Genomic DNA, 15,861 nt, shown 5'->3' with positions numbered 1-15,861 from the left:
GTAGCGGTCCTTTCACGCCGCGCACAAGCCGATTCTTCGCGTGATCGCCGCTTCGACAAGACCCATGGCGTCATAGATCAGCACCGCCATCAGCCCGACGATCAGCCCGCCCTGCAAAATGAAGGCGGTATTGTCGGAAATCAGCCCGGCAATGATCACCTCGCCGAGGCCCTTTGCCGCCACCGTCGAGCCGATCGTCGCCGTACCGATATTGATGACGGTCGCGACTTTCAGCCCTTCGAGGATCAGCGGCAAAGCGAGCGGCAGCTCGACGCGCAACAGCCGCTGGGTGGCACTCATGCCCATGCCGTCGGCCGCATCGAGCACCTGCGGCGACACCTGCTTCAGGCCGGCGACGGTATTTTCGAAGATCGGCAGCAGGCCGTAGAGAAACAGTGCGATCAGCGTCGGCATGGCGCCGAAGCCGGTGGCGGGGACGGCGAGCGCCAGCACCGCGACCGGCGGAAAGGTCTGCCCGGCATTGGCAATCGCCCGCGACAGCGGCAGGAAGTCGGCGCCGCTTTCGCGGGTGACGAAGATGCCGCCGAGCACGGCGAGTACGGCGCTGCAGGCGATCGATCCGACGACGAGCTGCAGATGGCCGGCGGCCAGCGACGCAAGGCTGTTCTGCGTATAGACGGCCGGCGCATTGTTGCTGGTCAGCGGCATCAGGAGGAAGGAAAGCCACTCGGTCCTGAACAGCAGGATGAGCAGCAGGGCGAGTGCGGCCAGCCGGAAGAGATTGGCGACAACGAGTTTCATGCCTTGCGGCCCAGTTCGAGCAGCCGCGTCATCGAAATCGATCCCACCGGCGCTTTTTCGCCGTCCTGCACGGCCGCCTCGTCGACCCCCTGCCAGATCATTTCGGCGAGCGCGTCGCGCAGACTGAGCGACTGCGGCAGGGTATAGGTAAGCCCGCTCTTGGCCGGCTCCATGCTCTCCTTCAGCGGCAGCAGCGACATCAGCTTCAGCGCCCGGTCGGAGGTGCCGGTCAATTGCTGGACGAAGGGATCGGCGGGTTCGGTGAGGATCTTTTCCGGCGTCGAGCATTGCAGCAGCCGGCCCTCGCTCATGACGGCGATCTGGTTACCGAGATGGAAGGCCTCGTCCATGTCGTGGGTGACGAGAATGATCGTGGTGCCGAACTGCTTCTGGATCGCCAGGAGGTCGTCCTGCGCCTTGCCGCGAATAACAGGGTCGAGCGCGCCGAACGGCTCGTCCATCAGCAGCAGTTCCGGCTCGGCGGCGAGCGCCCGGGCGACGCCGACGCGCTGCTGCTGGCCGCCGGAAAGCTGATGCGGATATTTCTCGGCAAAGGTCGCCGGATCGAGATTGAACAGCCCGAGCAGTTCCTCGACGCGCCTGGCAATACGTGTGGAATCCCAATCGAGAAGCTGCGGCACGGTGGCGATATTCTGCGCCACGGTGCGATGCGGGAAAAGGCCGTGCCCCTGGATGGCGTAGCCGATCCGGCGGCGAAGCTCGGTCACCTCGACGTCCATGACATTCTGGCCGCCGACGAAGATCTCGCCTTCGGTGATCGGCACCAGCCGGTTGATCATCCGCATCAGTGTCGATTTGCCGGAACCCGACGTGCCGACGATGACGGTGATCGAGCCCTTTTCGACCTGCATCGAGACATTGTCGACGACGGTGGCGGCACCATAACGCTTGGTGACGTTGCGGATTTCGATCATGCTCATGCGGCAGGCCCCCGGATGCTGTCGATGACCGCATCGAGGATGACGGCCGATGAGAAGGCGAAGAAGACGGTCGGCACGGCGCCGAGCAGCACGAGGTCCATGGCCGTCTGGCCGAGGCCCTGGAAGATGAAGATGCCGAAGCCGCCGCCGCCGATCAGCGCGGCGATCGTCACCATGCCGATTGCCTGCACCAGCACGATGCGGATGCCGGTGAGGATGACCGGAAAGGCGAGCGGCATGTCGATACGGACAAGGATCTGCCGGCGCGTCAGCCCCATGCCGGCCGCAGCATCGCGCACCGAGGGGTCGACGCCCTGCAGGCCGACGACGGTGTTGGCGACGATCGGCAGCAGCGAATAGAGCACCAGCGCAATCAGCGCCGGCGCCGTGCCGATGCCGCGAATGCCGATAGCGGCGGCCAGTGCCACATGGGTGGCGAGATAACCGAGCGGCAGCATCAACAGGCCGAAGAGGGCAAGACTGGGGATCGTCTGGATGAGGCTGAGGCCCTGCAGCACGACGGCCCGCAGCCGTGGCACCCAGAAGCAGAGGATGCCGAGCGGCAGGCCGAGAATGATGGCGATGGCAAGCGAACCGAAGGCGAGCAGCAGATGCGAAATCGCCTCCGTCTCGAATTGCGGCGCCCGCGTCGAGAACTCCTTCATGATCGACAGGCTGTCGAGCAGGCCGGAGGAAAGCGAGATGAAGAGCAGCGCCGTATAGGCCGCAAGCGCTGCGACCCGCATCCACGGCGCCAGCCTTATCTTCACCAGCGCATCGGAGATGACGAGCCCGATCACCGCAAACAGCACCCAGAAACCGCCGCCGGGCGTCATGCGCGCCACGGTGCTGCCGGGCGGCGTCGCCGCAGTCGAGGTGAGGCCGATCGCAACGACCAGCGCCGCGAGGCAGATTGTGGCGATGACGAGCCGCGCCATTGCGCTGCGGAGAAACAGCGCGGCGAAGGCGGTGAGAATGAGAAGCGCGGTCAGGATGACGACGGAGGGCTGGGGAAGAAGCTGCGTCAGCAGCATCGGCTTGCCGGCGGCGATGCGGTTCGCCTTGACGTAGATGAAGGGCATCAGTGCCGTCGCCGCAATGCCGCCCGCCACCAGAACCACGCCGAGCCGGTCCAGCCTGCGGACCGCTGAGGTTTCTTCCATCAATCGAACCCTGTCTGACCAGTCCCGTCCGGCCAACCCTATCAGCAAAGGGAGGCTCCGCCCGCAATCGGGCGGAGCGAGCGATGATTACTTCAGGAAGCCTTTTTCCTTGAGATAGGCTTCGGCGACGGACTTTGCCGGCTCGCCGTCCACCTGGATCTTGGCGTTGAGCTTGCGCAGCTCGTCGGCGGTCAGGCTCTTGAAGATCGGCGAAAGCACTTCCTCGATCTTCGGATTGGCCTTCAGCACCTCTTCGCGGATGATCGGCGTCGGCGCATAGACCTGCTGCACGTTCTTGTCGTCTTCGAGAACCGTCAGTTCGGCCGCTTCGATCGCACCATCCGTGCCGTAGACCATGGCGGTGTTGACGCCGTTCGTCTGGTCGGCCGCCGCCTTGATCGTCGCCGCCGTGTCGCCGCCGGAGAGCACTACCATCTGGTCGGGCTTCAGCTGGAAACTGTAGGTCGTCTGGAAGGCGGGAAGCGCGCCGGCCGAATTGACGAATTCGGAAGACGCCGCAAGCTTGGCGGCACCGCCGCCGGCAACCCATTTGCCGAAGTCCGTGAGGCTCTTCAGCTTGTTCGGCTCGGCGACGTCGTTGCGCACGGCGAGCGCCCAGGTGTTGTTGGCCGGTGACGGCGTCAGCCAGACGATCTTGTTGGCGTCGTAATCGAGTTTCTTCGCCAACTCGTAACCTTGGTCGATATTCTTCCAGGCGGCATCGTCGGCCTTGTTGAAGAAGAAGCCGGCATTGCCGGTATATTCGGGATAGATGTCGATTTCACCTGCAGTGATCGCCTTGCGCACGACCGGCGTGGCCCCGAGCGCGATGCGGTCCTGCGTCTTGATGCCGTTGGCTTCGAGCGCAAGCGCAATGACATTGCCGAGCAGCGTGCCCTCAGTGTCGATCTTCGACGAGACGACGACATCCGCGGCATGGGCCGCACCCGCCGCGAAGGCGGAGAGCGAGACGGCGAGTGCGAGTTTCTTCAGCATGGAAAGTCCCCTTCGTTGACACCGTTGAATATGGCGCAAACCTCGGCGGGAGGCCTGCGCGCGCAGAAAATCCGCCGGCACCGTGGACCCCTTGGGCCGCCATGCCGGAATTGCGTGCGTCATGGAAATAGCGTGCGCGCTCGAAAAATCGATGCAAGCCCCCTCCAGTATTTGCCGTCGCGGCACGATTATGGCGGCGAATACGTGTCCAGGCGCGGAAACGCATTCCCTTTTCCAGGGCCGGCGCGATTTGTTTTTGTCCCCTTGCGTGTTTCCACGGTATTCCCTGGCTCTTCCGCGGAATTTCCGCCGCCCGGATTTCTTATGACGGAAACGATAATCCGGCTCTGCCGATGCAGGGATATCTTTTTTCGTGAACACATCATATCGTCCGGTTTTTCCAGCGCTTTCCGGAGGGAGAGATTTGCATCTCGGCGCCCTGTTCATAAGCCACCATGTCCTGACGTCAGGCTCGGTCCGCGAGATCGCGCGCCGCTTCGAGCTGTCGCCTTCCACCGTCTCGACGGCGATCCGCCATCTCGAGACCGCGCTGGCGATCAAGCTGACGGAACGCGCCTCCGGTGAACTGGTGACGCTGCTTGCCAGCGGCGGGGTGCTGGAAGGCCTGACGCCGATCACCGCTGCGGTCGGCGAACTCGGTCAATTCACCGGTCAGGCCGCCGCGGCCGCCGACGTCTCTGCGGCCTGGGCAGCCCGCATCCCCGTCAAGATCGTCACCATCGAGCGTTTTCTCGAAGTCGCCGATCAGGGTAGCATCAACCGTGCCGCCCGCCGCCTTCGCCTGGGTCAGCCGCAGCTTTCGCTTCAGCTTGCCAATCTGGAGAAATTTCTGGGTCACCGCCTGTTCGAGCGGCAGGCGCAGGGCTCGGTGCTGACGGAGGAGGGCAGGGGCGCCTACCAGATTTTCACGGCGATCAGCCAGGCGTGGAACGATCTGAAGTCGTCGGCCGACGAGCGGTATCGCCGTGCCGCCCGCTCGCTGCGCATCGGCTCGATCATCCCCACCGGCTCGGAAAGCTGGGTGGCGCGCTGCCTGGGCTCGCTGGTCTCCGAGTGGAATGCGCGGCGCAGCAACAATGCGATCTCGCTCGTTTCTATGACCGCCGACGATCTGCGCGAGGCGCTGAAGAGCGGCCGCATCGATGTGGCAATCCTGGATTCGGTCTTCGGCCTGGAGAGCTTTCGCCATCGCGAATTGCTGCAGACCGATATGGTGGTGATCGCGCCACCTGATAGTACCGGAACCACAGTCGCCGACCTCGTCGCCGGCCACGCCATCTGCATGCCGAGCCCGCGCACCGGCCTCGGCCACGCGGCGATGGCCTTCAGCGACGAGCGGGCGCCCAACCGGCGCTGGCGCAGCCGGGATATCACCGCGGCGGATTCGCTGCCCGTCATCGTCGACCTCGTCGCCAATCACGGTTACGTCTCCTTCCTCGGCCGGGTCAGCGCCATGCCGATCGCCGATAAGGTGCGCATCGTCGATCTCGACGAACATCTGCCGATGTCCTATCACGTCGCCTTCAACCATCGCAAAGCCGCCGCCGATGCCTGCGCCGTCATCATCGAAGCGGCGGCGAGACTTACATCGGAAGCCGTCGCGCAGACCATGGCGCGCGCCGAAGCCAGGGAGAGCGCCGCGTGACCGTCCTGCTGGAAGTGTGTGTGGATAGCGCCGACGGCCTCGCTGCCGCGATTGAAGGCGGCGCCGGCCGCATCGAACTCTGCTCGGCGCTGGAGCTCGGCGGCCTGACACCGCTGCCGAGCCTGATGCGGATTGCCGCTCGCGCCCCCATTCCCGTCTACGCAATGATCCGCCCGCATGCCGGTCCCTTCATCTTCGGCAGGAAAGATGAGGAAGCGATGCTGCTCGATATCGATGCCGTGCGCGCCGCAGGCCTCACCGGCGTCGTCATCGGCGCCAACCGGTCGGACGGGACGCTCGACATGCCACTGATCCATCGCCTGAGGACGCATGCCTCAGGCCTCGGCTCGACGCTGCATCGGGCTTTCGATCTGGTGCCGGATGCCGATCAGGCGCTGGAACAGGCGGTCGAACTCGGCTGCGAACGCATCCTGACTTCCGGCTGCGCGCTGAAGGCGCCCGACGGAATCGAAACCCTGAAACGCCTCTCGGCCAAGGCGGCCGGCCGCATATCCATCATGCCCGGCAGCGGCATCCGCCCCGCCAATGCCAGGGCGATCTTGCAGGCAACCGGTGCCCGCGAGATCCATGGATCCTGCAGCTCGCCTGTGGAAAGCGCGGACCCCCGTGCGGTTGCCTTCGGTTTCGAGGCGAAAAGCAGCAATAGGACGGATGTCGCGGTGGTCAGGGAGATGTGCAGGGTGATTGCGGCGGTGGGTTAGCGAGCGCCGCCGACGCAAACACAGCGCTCAACAGCTGCCCCTCACCCTAACCCTCTCCCCGTTCTGACGGGGAGAGGGGACGTGCCCTGCGCGAGGTTAGTGGGGTACGGAGAGGTCGCGGCTCGCCCCCTTCGCCCCGTAAGCGGGGAGAAGGTGCCGGCAGGCGGATGAGGGGCTTGTCCCGCCGATCCAACTCGGCGAAACGGGGCGCTAACCCTCCCTAACCAACCCTGATCACCGCCTTGATCAGCCCGCTCTTCTCATGCGCCCAGCGGGCGAGATCGCGCGGTGCATCGGCAAGCGTCGTCCGATGGGTGATCAGCTTGTCCACCGGCACCAGGCCTTTGGCGATCGAAGCGGCCACGTGCTCGAAATCGGCGCGGGTGGCGTTGCGGCTGCCGATCAGCGTCATTTCGCGTTTGTGGAATTCGGGGTCGGAGAAGCGGATCTCGTCCTTGACGACGCTGACCAGCACCAGTGCGCCGCCATGGGCGACGAAGGAGAAGGCTTTTTCCATCGAAGGGCCGTAACCCGTCGCATCGAAGACCACGTCGAAACCATCGCCATCGGTTTTTTCCCGCACGGCGTCCGCCGTTTGCTCGTTGGCGACGATGCCGGAGATGAAGCCGAAACGGTCCGAGGCCATCTGCAGCCGCTCGGCACTGGTATCGAGCAGCGTCACGTCATGGCCTGCAATGCGCGAGAAGATCGCCGCCCCGAGCCCGATCGGGCCGGCGCCGATGACGAGCGCCCTGGCACCGGCGCCGGTCATCGATCGGCGCACGGCATGAGCGCCGATCGCCAGGAACTCGACGGTTGCCGCCGCTTCGAGGCTCAGGCCCTCGGCGGCGTAGAGGTTGCCTGCGGGAACCGAGATCTCCTCGCAGAAGGCGCCGTCCGTATGGACGCCGAGCACCTTGATATTGGTGCAGCAATTCGGCTTGCCCTTGATGCAGGCGACGCATTGGCCGCAGGAGAGATAGGGATTGACGATGACGGGTGTTCCCACCGCCATGGCAACGCCGTCGCCGGCTTCCAGCACCGTCGCCGAGACCTCATGCCCCATCACCCGGGGATATTCGAGGAAAGGATGTTTGCCCTCGAAGATGTGATAATCCGTGCCGCAGATGCCGACATGGCTGACGGCCAACCGCACCCAGCCGGGCGCCGGTGCGGCGGGCGAAGGGCGTTCGGCGATCTCGAGCACGCCGGGCTCCCGGCAAACGACTGCTTTCATGACGGATCTCGATTCTTCGTTTTTACTCTGTGTCGCGAGATTTGCCCCTCACCCTAACCCTCTCCCCGCTTGCGGGGCGAGGGGACGTGCCCAGCGAGACGTTGGCGAGGGACCGAGAGGTTGCGGCCTGGTCCCTTCTCCCCGCGAGCCGGGAGAAGGTGCCGGCAGGCGGATGAGGGGCGGGTAGGCGGCGATCTTCTGCTCGCCGCTCAATTGCTCTTGCGGCGGCGCAGCTGGTCGAAGAAGACGATCACGATGATCAAGAGACCGGTGATGATGCGCTGCCAGAAGGAGTTGACGTTCAGAAGGTTGGCGCCGTTGTTGATGGTGGCGAGGATGAAGGCGCCGATCAGCGGCCCGTGCACCGAGCCGACCGCGCCGAACAGGCTGGTGCCGCCGATGACGGAGGAGGCGATCGCCTGCAGTTCCCAGCCGTCGGCCTGCGTCGCATTGCCGATGGCGATGCGCGAAGCGAGCAGCACGCCGACGAAGGCGGCAAAGCCGGCCGAGAGGATATAGGCAAGGTAGATCATGCCCTTGACGTTGACGCCGGAAAGGCGCGCGGCTTCCGCATTCGAACCGACGGCGAAGAGATAGCGGCCCCAGCGGCTGAGATGCAGGAAGACGAAGGAGGGCACCGCCACCAGGATGACCATCCAGAACAGGCTCGGAATACTGAGAAAATCGGCCCGCGCGAAATTGCTGAAGCTCTCGTCGGTGATGCTGATCGTCGAGCCGTTGGTGATCAGCAAGCCGATGCCGCGCAGCGATGTCAGCGTAGCGAGCGTGATGATGAACGGCGGCAGGCCCATATGGACGATGCCGAAGCCGTGGAAGGCGCCGATCGCCACACCGATCAGCAGCGTCAGCGCGATCGCTCCCCAGAGCGGCACGCCCGCCTGCAGCAGCCAGGCGATGATGACGGTGCAGAAGCCGACGATCGCGCCGACCGAAAGGTCGATGCCGGCTGTGATGATGACGAAGGTCTGGCCGAGCGCCAGGATCGCCGTCATCGCGCCCTGACGCAGCAGGTTCGAAATGTTGAGCGGCGTCCAGAAGCTGGGCGTGACAAGACCGAGCACGACCCAGAGGAAGACCAGCAGGCCGATCAGGGTCAGGCCGAACAGGATGTTCATTTTCCGGCGCGGCGGCGGTGCTGCGATTTCGGTGGGGGTGGCAGTCATGAATTTTCTCCCTCTTAGAGAATTTTCGTTTTTCCGAATGGCGGAAATTCTCTATCTCTTTGTTCTCACGCAATTTCCGGACGCAAAACCGCTACGCACTTTTGCTGGAATTGCTTGTGCTCAGACGCCGATCGCTTCGCTGAGCACTTCCTCATGCGTCGCCGCGTGGAAATCATGGCTCGCGACGATCCTGCCGCCGCGGAAGACGTGCAGCCGGTCGGCCAGTTCGTAGACCTCGGGCAGGTAGGAGGAGATCAGGATGATGCCGGCGCCCTCCTTCAGCAGCTTGGCGAACAGCCTATAGATTTCCGCCTTGGTGCCGACGTCGACGCCGACGGTCGGCTCGTCGAAGATGAACAGCCTGGCGCCATGGCTCAGCCACTTGCCGATGACGATCTTCTGCTGGTTGCCGCCCGACATGCTGGAGGCCGGCACACGCCGGCTCGGCGTCTTGATGCTGAGATCGCGGATCTGCCTGTCGGCATTGGCCGATTCCCGCGCGTGGTTGATGACCGGCCCATGGCTGAGGCGCCCGAACACCGGCAGGTTGATGTTGAGGCCGATCGGCAGGTTGAGGCAAAGCCCCTGGTCGCGGCGGCTTTCCGGCGCCAGCGCAATGCCGAGCTCCATCGCGGTGCGTTCGTTCTTGATATCGACAGGCTTGCCCATCCACTGGATGTCGCCTGCCGTCGTCGGCTGGCGCCCGTAGAGCCCGAGCGCGAATTCGCTGCGCCCGGCGCCGATCAGCCCGTAGAGGCCGACGATCTGTCCAGCCTTGACGCTCAGCGACACGTCTTCGAAGCCCGGGCCCGAAAGGCCGCGGACCTCGACGATCGTTTCGCCGATGGCAATCTCTTCCTTGTGGTAGATCTGTTCGATCGAGCGGTTGATCATCAGCGCGATCAGCTCGGCGTCATTGGTCTCGCCGATCAGCCGCGTGCCGACATGGGTGCCGTCGCGCAGCACCGAGACGCGGTCGGCAAGCTCGAAGACTTCTTCCATGCGGTGGCTGATATAGACGATGGTGACGCCTTCGCCCTGCAGCCGGCGGATCAGCTTGAAGAGCTGCGCCGATTCCTGGCGGGTGAGATAGGCTGTGGGTTCGTCGAAGATCAGGAATTGGGTGCCGCGCATCGCCGCCCGCGCCGTAGCCACCAGCTGCTGCTGGCCGATCGTCAGCGAGCTGAGCAGCGCGCCGGCCGGCAGGCCGAAGCCGAGATCGTCGAGCACGGCCTGCGCCAGCTTCTCCATCTGCTTCTTGCGCATCAGGCCGTAGCGGTTGACTTCGTCGCCGAGAAAGAGGTTGGCGGCAACCGTCAGGTGTCGGCAGAGCACGACCTCCTGGTGCACGGCGTTGATGCCGCGGGCGATCGCCTCGTTCGGCGTCGACAGTCCCACCGGCTGGCCGCACCACAGCACCTCGCCGGCCGTGCGGGTGATGACGCCGGTCAGCAATTTGATCAAAGTGGATTTGCCGGCGCCGTTTTCACCGACGATGGCGTGGATTTCGCCGGCGAGGAAGGTCAGCGTCGCCGGCTTCAGCGCCTGCACATGACCGTAATTCTTCTGCAGGCCTTTGAGCTCGAGGATGGGCGATCCGGTGGGGATGCGATTGGCCTCTTTCAGCGTGGCGCTGTCATCATGGCGATGACTGACCTCTTCCAGTCCGATCATGGACCTCTCCTCCTCTTGGTCGCCTCATTTCCACCCGTGCAAACCATAGCATGATGGAAAAAGCCGCGCCGGTTTTTAAAAACCGGCGCGGCCTCTCTGTCGTACTTACTTGATCTTCGGGTTCAGCAGTGCGTCGATCTTCGGATCGGCCATATTCGCCTTGGTGACGAGGTTGGCGCCGGTGTCGACATTGGCTTCGACCTTCTCGCCCTTCGAGACGGCAAGCGCGGTCTTGATGCCGTCATAACCCATGCGGTAGGGGTCCTGGACGACGAGGCCGGCAATGGCGCCGTCCTTGAGGAAGCCGACCGTCTTGTCGTCGCTGTCGAAGCCGATGACCTTGATCTTGTCGCCAAGCTTGTTTTCGGCGATCGCCTGACCGACACCCTGTGCCAGGATCAGGTTCGAGGCGAAGACGCCGACGAGCTTCGGGTTGGCGGTGATCAGGTCGGTCATCATGTTGAGGCCGGTCGTTGCCTGGCCGTCGCCATACTTGTCGGCGATGACCTTCAGACCGGGATGCTTGGTCTTGATCTGATCCAGGAAGCCTTCACGGCGCTGCTCCAGCGAGCCGACGCCGGGAAGATTGGTCAGGATGACGATTTCGCCCTCTTCCTTGCCCGTCATCTCCTTGATGGCGGCGGCCAGACCGTCGGCGGCGATGCGGCCGCCCTGGACGTTGTCGGTCGTCAGGAACGAGCTGAACGCCTTGGAGTCGGCGGCCGAGTCGATGCCGATGATCGGAACAGACTTGGCAGCTTCATCGATCGGCTTGCCGAGCGCCTTGAATTCGGTCGGCGAAATGACGACGGCGGCCGGCTTGCCGGCAACGGCGTTCTCCAGAATGCTGATCTGGCCGTTGATGTCCGATTCCGCCTGGGCGCCGAGTTCCGGCACGTTGACGCCGAGATCCTTGCCGGCCTTGCGGGCGCCGGCCAGAACGATCTGCCAGTAGAAGGACGTCGTGTCCTTGACGATGATCGGGATCGTCACGTCGGCGGCAAAGGACGTGACCGGCATCGCCGTGGCGATGACGGCAGCGCCGGCGAGCGCGGTAAAGGCGCGGCGCGACAGAAGGGATTTCACGATGGTCATAAGGGTTCTCCTCTCAGGATGCGTTCTCCTCCGAATAAATCGGCCGCTGAACGCAGGCGGACGATTTTTATCGATAAAAAACATTTGCAGGGAGAAGCTAGCCGAGGCGCAATCAAATTGCAAGAGTGCCGATCCGGCTTTTTTGCTTTGGCAAACTCCTCCCAAGCAACTGATTTTATTCCAATACAACGATAGCCTAAAATAGCTACCGGCCGAGATCGACCTCATGCGGATGCACGACGCCCTTTTTCAAAATCAGGTTGCCGTACAGCCGGAATTCCGTCGTCGCGACGATATAGGCAGCCTTGCGAGCCATCGCGTAGAAGGCAAAACGCTCGACCGGCACAATCGCAAACTTGCCGGCGCGCCGGGAAACGATCTTTTGGAACTCGGCGCAGACCTCCGGCACGGCGTGCGGGTCGCCGACCACCTCCATCCGCCAGGCTGTCTCCGGCACGAAAGTGTCGAGCGGCATGTGGGCGAGGATCGCCTCGGCCATGTCGGTGGCGCTGACGCCGTCGGCGCGAATGACCGGCGGGCCCATCGAACCAGAGGGGAAATTGGCGTCCGCGATGACGATGTCGTCGCCATGTCCCATCGTCTTCAGCGCGTGGAGCAGATCGGGGCCGAGCAGCGGATGAATACCTTTGAGCATAGTGTCTCCTCAGACCCGGACAGCTTCGGCGCCGAGCGGCGGCGCGACCAGCGTATAGGGCTCGAATTCGGCATAGATCTCATCGGCAAGCCGTGGCTCGACGATCTCCATGTTGCGGATCAGGCTCGACGGCTTGGCGGTGCCGATCAGCACCGATGCGACGATCGGTTCGCGCAGCGGAAACTGCAGGGCGGGTGCGGCCAGCGGCACGCCGTGGCGTTTGGCGATCGCCTCCATGGCGCCGACCTTGGCCAGCACCTCGTCATCGGCCGGCATATAGTCGAAATGCGATCCCGGCACCGGCCCGGTGGCGAGAATGCCGGAGTTGAAGACGCCGCCGACGACGAGCGACGTGCCCCTCTGCTGGCAGAGCGGCAGAAGCTCGGCGACTGCCGACCGGTCGAGCAGCGTGTAGCGGCCGGCCATCAGGATGCAGTCGAGATCGGCGTTGCGCATGACGTCGAGGCAGACGGGCACTTCGTTGACGCCGAGGCCGAAGGCGGCGATCGCGCCTGAGGATTTCAGTTCCTCGAGCGCTTTCACACCGGAATCGAGCAGCTGCTTCTGATAGACCGCATTCTTCGCCGCGCCATGCGTATAGCCGCCGATATCGTGCACGTAGAGAATGTCGATGCGGTTGAGGCCGAGGCGGGCATAGCTGAATTCGACCGAGCGCATGATGCCGTCATAGGAATAGTCATAATCGGCATCGAAGGAGAGCGGATCGACATAGCTGTAATCGGGCACGGTGCCGGTCGGCACCGGCCGAAGCAGCCGGCCGACCTTGGTCGACAGCACGTAGGAACCATCAGGCTGGTCGCGCAGGAAATCGCCGACCCGGCGTTCGGCAAGGCCGAGGCCGTACCAGGGCGCCACGTCGAAATAGCGGATGCCGCTGTCCCAGGCCGCCTGCAGCGTGTCCATCGCCACCTCGCGCGGGCAGGCGCGGTAAAGACCGCCGAGCGCTGCCGCGCCGAAGCTGATTTCGGTCACCTCGAGCTTGGTCTTGCCGATGCGTCTCGTCTTCATCATGCTTCCTCGTCAAGCCTTGGGATTTTCTATTTCAGATCAGAGCGTTGCGCCGAGATGCCAGGGCACGAATTCATTGTCGCCGTAGCCGAAGAGTTCGCTCTTGGTCTTCTTGCCCGACGCCGTGTCGACGATCAGCTCGAAGATCTCGCGGCCCTTGCCGCTGATCGTCGCATCGCCGGTGGCGATGGTGCCGCAATCGATGTCCATGTCCTCTTCCATCGAGGCATAGAGCGCCGAATTGCTGGAAAGCTTCAGCGACGGCGCCGGCCGGCAGCCGAAGCAGCTGCCGCGGCCGGTGGTGAAGGCAATCATATTCGCCCCGCCGGCCACCTGGCCGGTTGCCGAGACCGGGTCGTAGCCTGGAGTATCCATGAAGACGAGGCCGGGGGCGGTGACCCGCTCGGCATAACCATAGACCGCCGTCAGCGGCGAGCGCCCACCCTTGGCAACCGCGCCGAGCGATTTTTCCAGGATGGTGGTGAGGCCGCCGCGCTTGTTGCCGGGCGAGGGGTTGTTGTCGAGCGAGGCGCCATGCAGGGCGACGTAATCCTCCCACCAGGCGATTTTCTCGTCGAGCTTCCTGGCCACGTCATCGCTGACGGCGCGGCTGCGCAGCAGATGCTCGGCGCCGTAGATTTCCGAGGTTTCCGACAGGATCGCCGTGCCGCCGGCCGCTGCCAAGAGATCGGCCGCGACACCCAGCGCCGGATTGGCGGTGATGCCGGAAAAGCCGTCCGAGCCGCCGCATTGCAGGCCGATGATGATTTCGCCGACCGACATCGGCACGCGTTTTTCCTTGCCGACATCGGCGGCGATTTCGCGCAGCATGCCCATGGCGCGCTCGACCGCGCGGCGCGAGCCGCCGGCATCCTGAATGTTGAAATGCCGCTTGGAAGCGCCGGCACCGCTCTGGCCGTAAAGCGTCAACTGGTTGACCTCGCAGCCGAGGCCGATCATCAGCACGCCGCCGAAATTGACATGCCTGGTGTAGCCGGCAAGGGTCCGGTGCAGCACGTTCATGCCGTCGCCGGTCGAGCTCATGCCGCAGCCCTGGTCGTGCACGATCGGCACGAAACCGTCGATGCCTTCGTAATGCGGCAGGATCGTCCGGTTCGCCTCGTCGGCGATCGCCCGGCAGACGGTGGTGGAACAGTTCACGCTGGCGATGATGCCGATATAATTGCGCGTCGCCGCCCGCCCGTCGGCGCGGCGGTAGCCCATGAAGGTGCGCGCCTTGTCTTCATCAGTCGCCGTTTCCGGCGCCGAATTGGCGGTCGCCGCCAGCCGGTCGTTTTCGAAATGCAGGTTGTGGCTGTGCACGTGCTGGCCGGCCTTGACCTCGGCCGTGGTGCGGCCGATCGCCTGTCCGTATTTCACCACGGGAGCCCCAAGCGGAATATCCGCAATCGCCACCTTGTGGCCGGGGTCGATTTTCTCGGAGGTCTTGATGCCGGCAACCGTCGAACCCGGTGCGATGGCCGCCGTTGCGACCGCGACATTGTCACCGGCCGACAGGATGATCCAAGGCAGTTTGTCCAAGTCTCTTCTCCCAGAGCGTGATGCCGAAAAGTGTAAACGGTTTTCGGATGTGCATTGATTTTGTTTTTTATCTACAATAAACATTTTCAAGTCAACGGGAATATTGATCCTGTGGACGAGGGAGGCAATGAGCCGCAGGCGGCCGGAAATCAGTTAAGGTCGTTTGAACAAGCCCCGGTCGGTTTGCCCTGCTTTAGAGCCGGGCAGCGGGCACGAGGGCGGAAAGCGGGGTCTGGTGGCAAGGCAGAATACGGTCTTCAAGGAAGCCTACAACAGGTATGCCGTCGCCCTGCGCACGGATACGGCACTGCCCTCGGAACCGGAGATCGCCGCCCAGCTCGGCGTCAGCCGCTCGACGGCCCGCGCCATCCTCACCCGTCTCAGCGAGGAAGGCATCATTCGCTGGAACAAGCGCCAGAAGATCGTGCTGCGCCAGCCCACCGATCGCGACCTCTTTCCCTCCGAAGAAACCGACTCCCTGCACGATATCATCGAGCGCAGCTTCATGCAGCGCATCCTCGCCGATGATGCCGCCCCCGGCATGCAGATCAACGAGCTGGAGCTTGCCCGCGAGATCGGCACCGGCACGACGAGCGTGCGCGAATTCCTGATCCGCTTCTCCCGCTTCGGTCTGATCGAGAAACGGCCGAACAGCCACTGGACGCTGAAAGGCTTCACCCGCGAATTCGCCCTCGAACTGGCCGATGTGCGCGAGATGTTCGAGCTGCATTCCGCCGCCGAATTCGGCCGGCTTGCCCGGGACAGCCAGGCCTGGACCGATCTCGCCGCCATCCGCGACGAACATCACGCCATGCTTGCCGATATCAATCAGCGCTTCAAGGATTTCTCCGTCCTCGACGAACGCTTCCATCTGCTGATCCACCGCGCCTCGAAGAACCGCTTCATCGCCGACTTCTACGACGCCATCGCCATCGTCTTCCACTATCACTACCAGTGGAACAAGACCGCCGCCCGCGAACGCAACGAGCGCGCCATCCACGAGCATCTGGATTATATCGCCGCCCTCGAATCCGGCGACCAGGCCGCAATCGAGAAAGCCTGCCGCATCCACCTGCGCTCCGCCCGCCAGACCCTGCTGCAATCCCTGCCGCAGATGGCGACAGAGGGCGCATGAGGGGGCCGCACGGCACAACGCCAAACACCGCCTTCCACACACGCATCATGAAACCTTCTG

Annotated in this window: 14 protein-coding genes; 3 read left to right on the top strand and 11 right to left on the bottom strand. The window is 63.8% G+C overall.

Features of this window, described 5'->3' with window-relative positions; all coding sequences use genetic code 11:
- Positions 1–12: 12 nt before the first annotated feature.
- The 4 genes from QMO80_RS10400 to QMO80_RS10385 all read right to left on the bottom strand — a co-directional run bounded on the left by QMO80_RS10400 (position 13) and on the right by QMO80_RS10385 (position 3,862).
- The gene (locus QMO80_RS10400; RefSeq protein ID WP_283199965.1) at positions 13–762 is read right to left on the bottom strand and encodes an ABC transporter permease; all 750 of its coding nucleotides are present in this window, start codon (positions 760–762) and stop codon (positions 13–15) included.
- A complete protein-coding gene (locus QMO80_RS10395) occupies positions 759–1,703 on the bottom strand; it encodes an ABC transporter ATP-binding protein (protein WP_283199964.1) in 945 nt (314 codons plus the stop codon). The genes QMO80_RS10400 and QMO80_RS10395 overlap by 4 nt, the downstream gene beginning before the upstream one ends.
- A complete protein-coding gene (locus QMO80_RS10390; protein ID WP_283199963.1) occupies positions 1,700–2,866 on the bottom strand; it encodes an ABC transporter permease in 1,167 nt (388 codons plus the stop codon). The genes QMO80_RS10395 and QMO80_RS10390 overlap by 4 nt, the downstream gene beginning before the upstream one ends.
- Positions 2,867–2,953: 87 nt before the next feature.
- Positions 2,954–3,862 (bottom strand): ABC transporter substrate-binding protein, encoded by a 909-nt coding sequence (locus QMO80_RS10385; protein ID WP_283199962.1) that lies wholly within the window; start codon positions 3,860–3,862, stop codon positions 2,954–2,956.
- A 424-nt stretch (positions 3,863–4,286) separates the two neighbouring features.
- Between QMO80_RS10385 and QMO80_RS10380 the strand changes: the two genes are divergently transcribed.
- Complete coding sequence (locus QMO80_RS10380; protein WP_283199961.1) at positions 4,287–5,528, top strand: LysR family transcriptional regulator; 1,242 nt, start codon at positions 4,287–4,289, stop codon at positions 5,526–5,528.
- A complete protein-coding gene (locus QMO80_RS10375) occupies positions 5,525–6,250 on the top strand; it encodes a copper homeostasis protein CutC (RefSeq protein ID WP_283199960.1) in 726 nt (241 codons plus the stop codon). Before QMO80_RS10380 ends, QMO80_RS10375 begins: the two co-directional genes overlap by 4 nt.
- A gap of 220 nt (positions 6,251–6,470) precedes the next feature.
- Here QMO80_RS10375 and QMO80_RS10370 read toward each other — a convergent pair whose 3' ends face one another.
- The 7 genes from QMO80_RS10370 to QMO80_RS10340 all read right to left on the bottom strand — a co-directional run bounded on the left by QMO80_RS10370 (position 6,471) and on the right by QMO80_RS10340 (position 14,666).
- Complete coding sequence (locus tag QMO80_RS10370; RefSeq protein ID WP_283199959.1) at positions 6,471–7,487, bottom strand: zinc-binding alcohol dehydrogenase family protein; 1,017 nt, start codon at positions 7,485–7,487, stop codon at positions 6,471–6,473.
- A 209-nt stretch (positions 7,488–7,696) separates the two neighbouring features.
- Positions 7,697–8,671, bottom strand: coding sequence for an ABC transporter permease (locus tag QMO80_RS10365; RefSeq protein WP_283199958.1), 975 nt, complete (start codon positions 8,669–8,671; stop codon positions 7,697–7,699).
- 120 nt (positions 8,672–8,791) lie between these two features.
- Positions 8,792–10,345, bottom strand: a complete 1,554-nt coding sequence (locus QMO80_RS10360) for a sugar ABC transporter ATP-binding protein (RefSeq protein WP_012556484.1) — start codon at positions 10,343–10,345, stop codon at positions 8,792–8,794.
- A 105-nt stretch (positions 10,346–10,450) separates the two neighbouring features.
- Complete coding sequence (locus tag QMO80_RS10355) at positions 10,451–11,440, bottom strand: ABC transporter substrate-binding protein (RefSeq protein WP_283199957.1); 990 nt, start codon at positions 11,438–11,440, stop codon at positions 10,451–10,453.
- A gap of 205 nt (positions 11,441–11,645) precedes the next feature.
- The gene (locus QMO80_RS10350; RefSeq protein ID WP_283199956.1) at positions 11,646–12,095 is read right to left on the bottom strand and encodes an RbsD/FucU family protein; all 450 of its coding nucleotides are present in this window, start codon (positions 12,093–12,095) and stop codon (positions 11,646–11,648) included.
- Positions 12,096–12,104: 9 nt separating this feature from the next.
- Positions 12,105–13,124, bottom strand: coding sequence for an aldo/keto reductase (locus QMO80_RS10345; protein ID WP_283200164.1), 1,020 nt, complete (start codon positions 13,122–13,124; stop codon positions 12,105–12,107).
- A 39-nt stretch (positions 13,125–13,163) separates the two neighbouring features.
- Positions 13,164–14,666, bottom strand: coding sequence for a UxaA family hydrolase (locus QMO80_RS10340; RefSeq protein ID WP_283199955.1), 1,503 nt, complete (start codon positions 14,664–14,666; stop codon positions 13,164–13,166).
- A 235-nt stretch (positions 14,667–14,901) separates the two neighbouring features.
- Between QMO80_RS10340 and QMO80_RS10335 the strand changes: the two genes are divergently transcribed.
- Positions 14,902–15,801, top strand: a complete 900-nt coding sequence (locus tag QMO80_RS10335) for a GntR family transcriptional regulator (protein WP_283199954.1) — start codon at positions 14,902–14,904, stop codon at positions 15,799–15,801.
- Positions 15,802–15,861: the final 60 nt, after the last annotated feature.

Origin of the sequence: Rhizobium sp. BT03 (assembly GCF_030053155.1) — a bacterium.
Classification (GTDB): Bacteria; Pseudomonadota; Alphaproteobacteria; order Rhizobiales; family Rhizobiaceae; genus Rhizobium.
The sequence above is the reverse complement of the archived record's forward strand: the minus strand, read 5'-3'. Positions and strand labels throughout refer to the sequence as shown.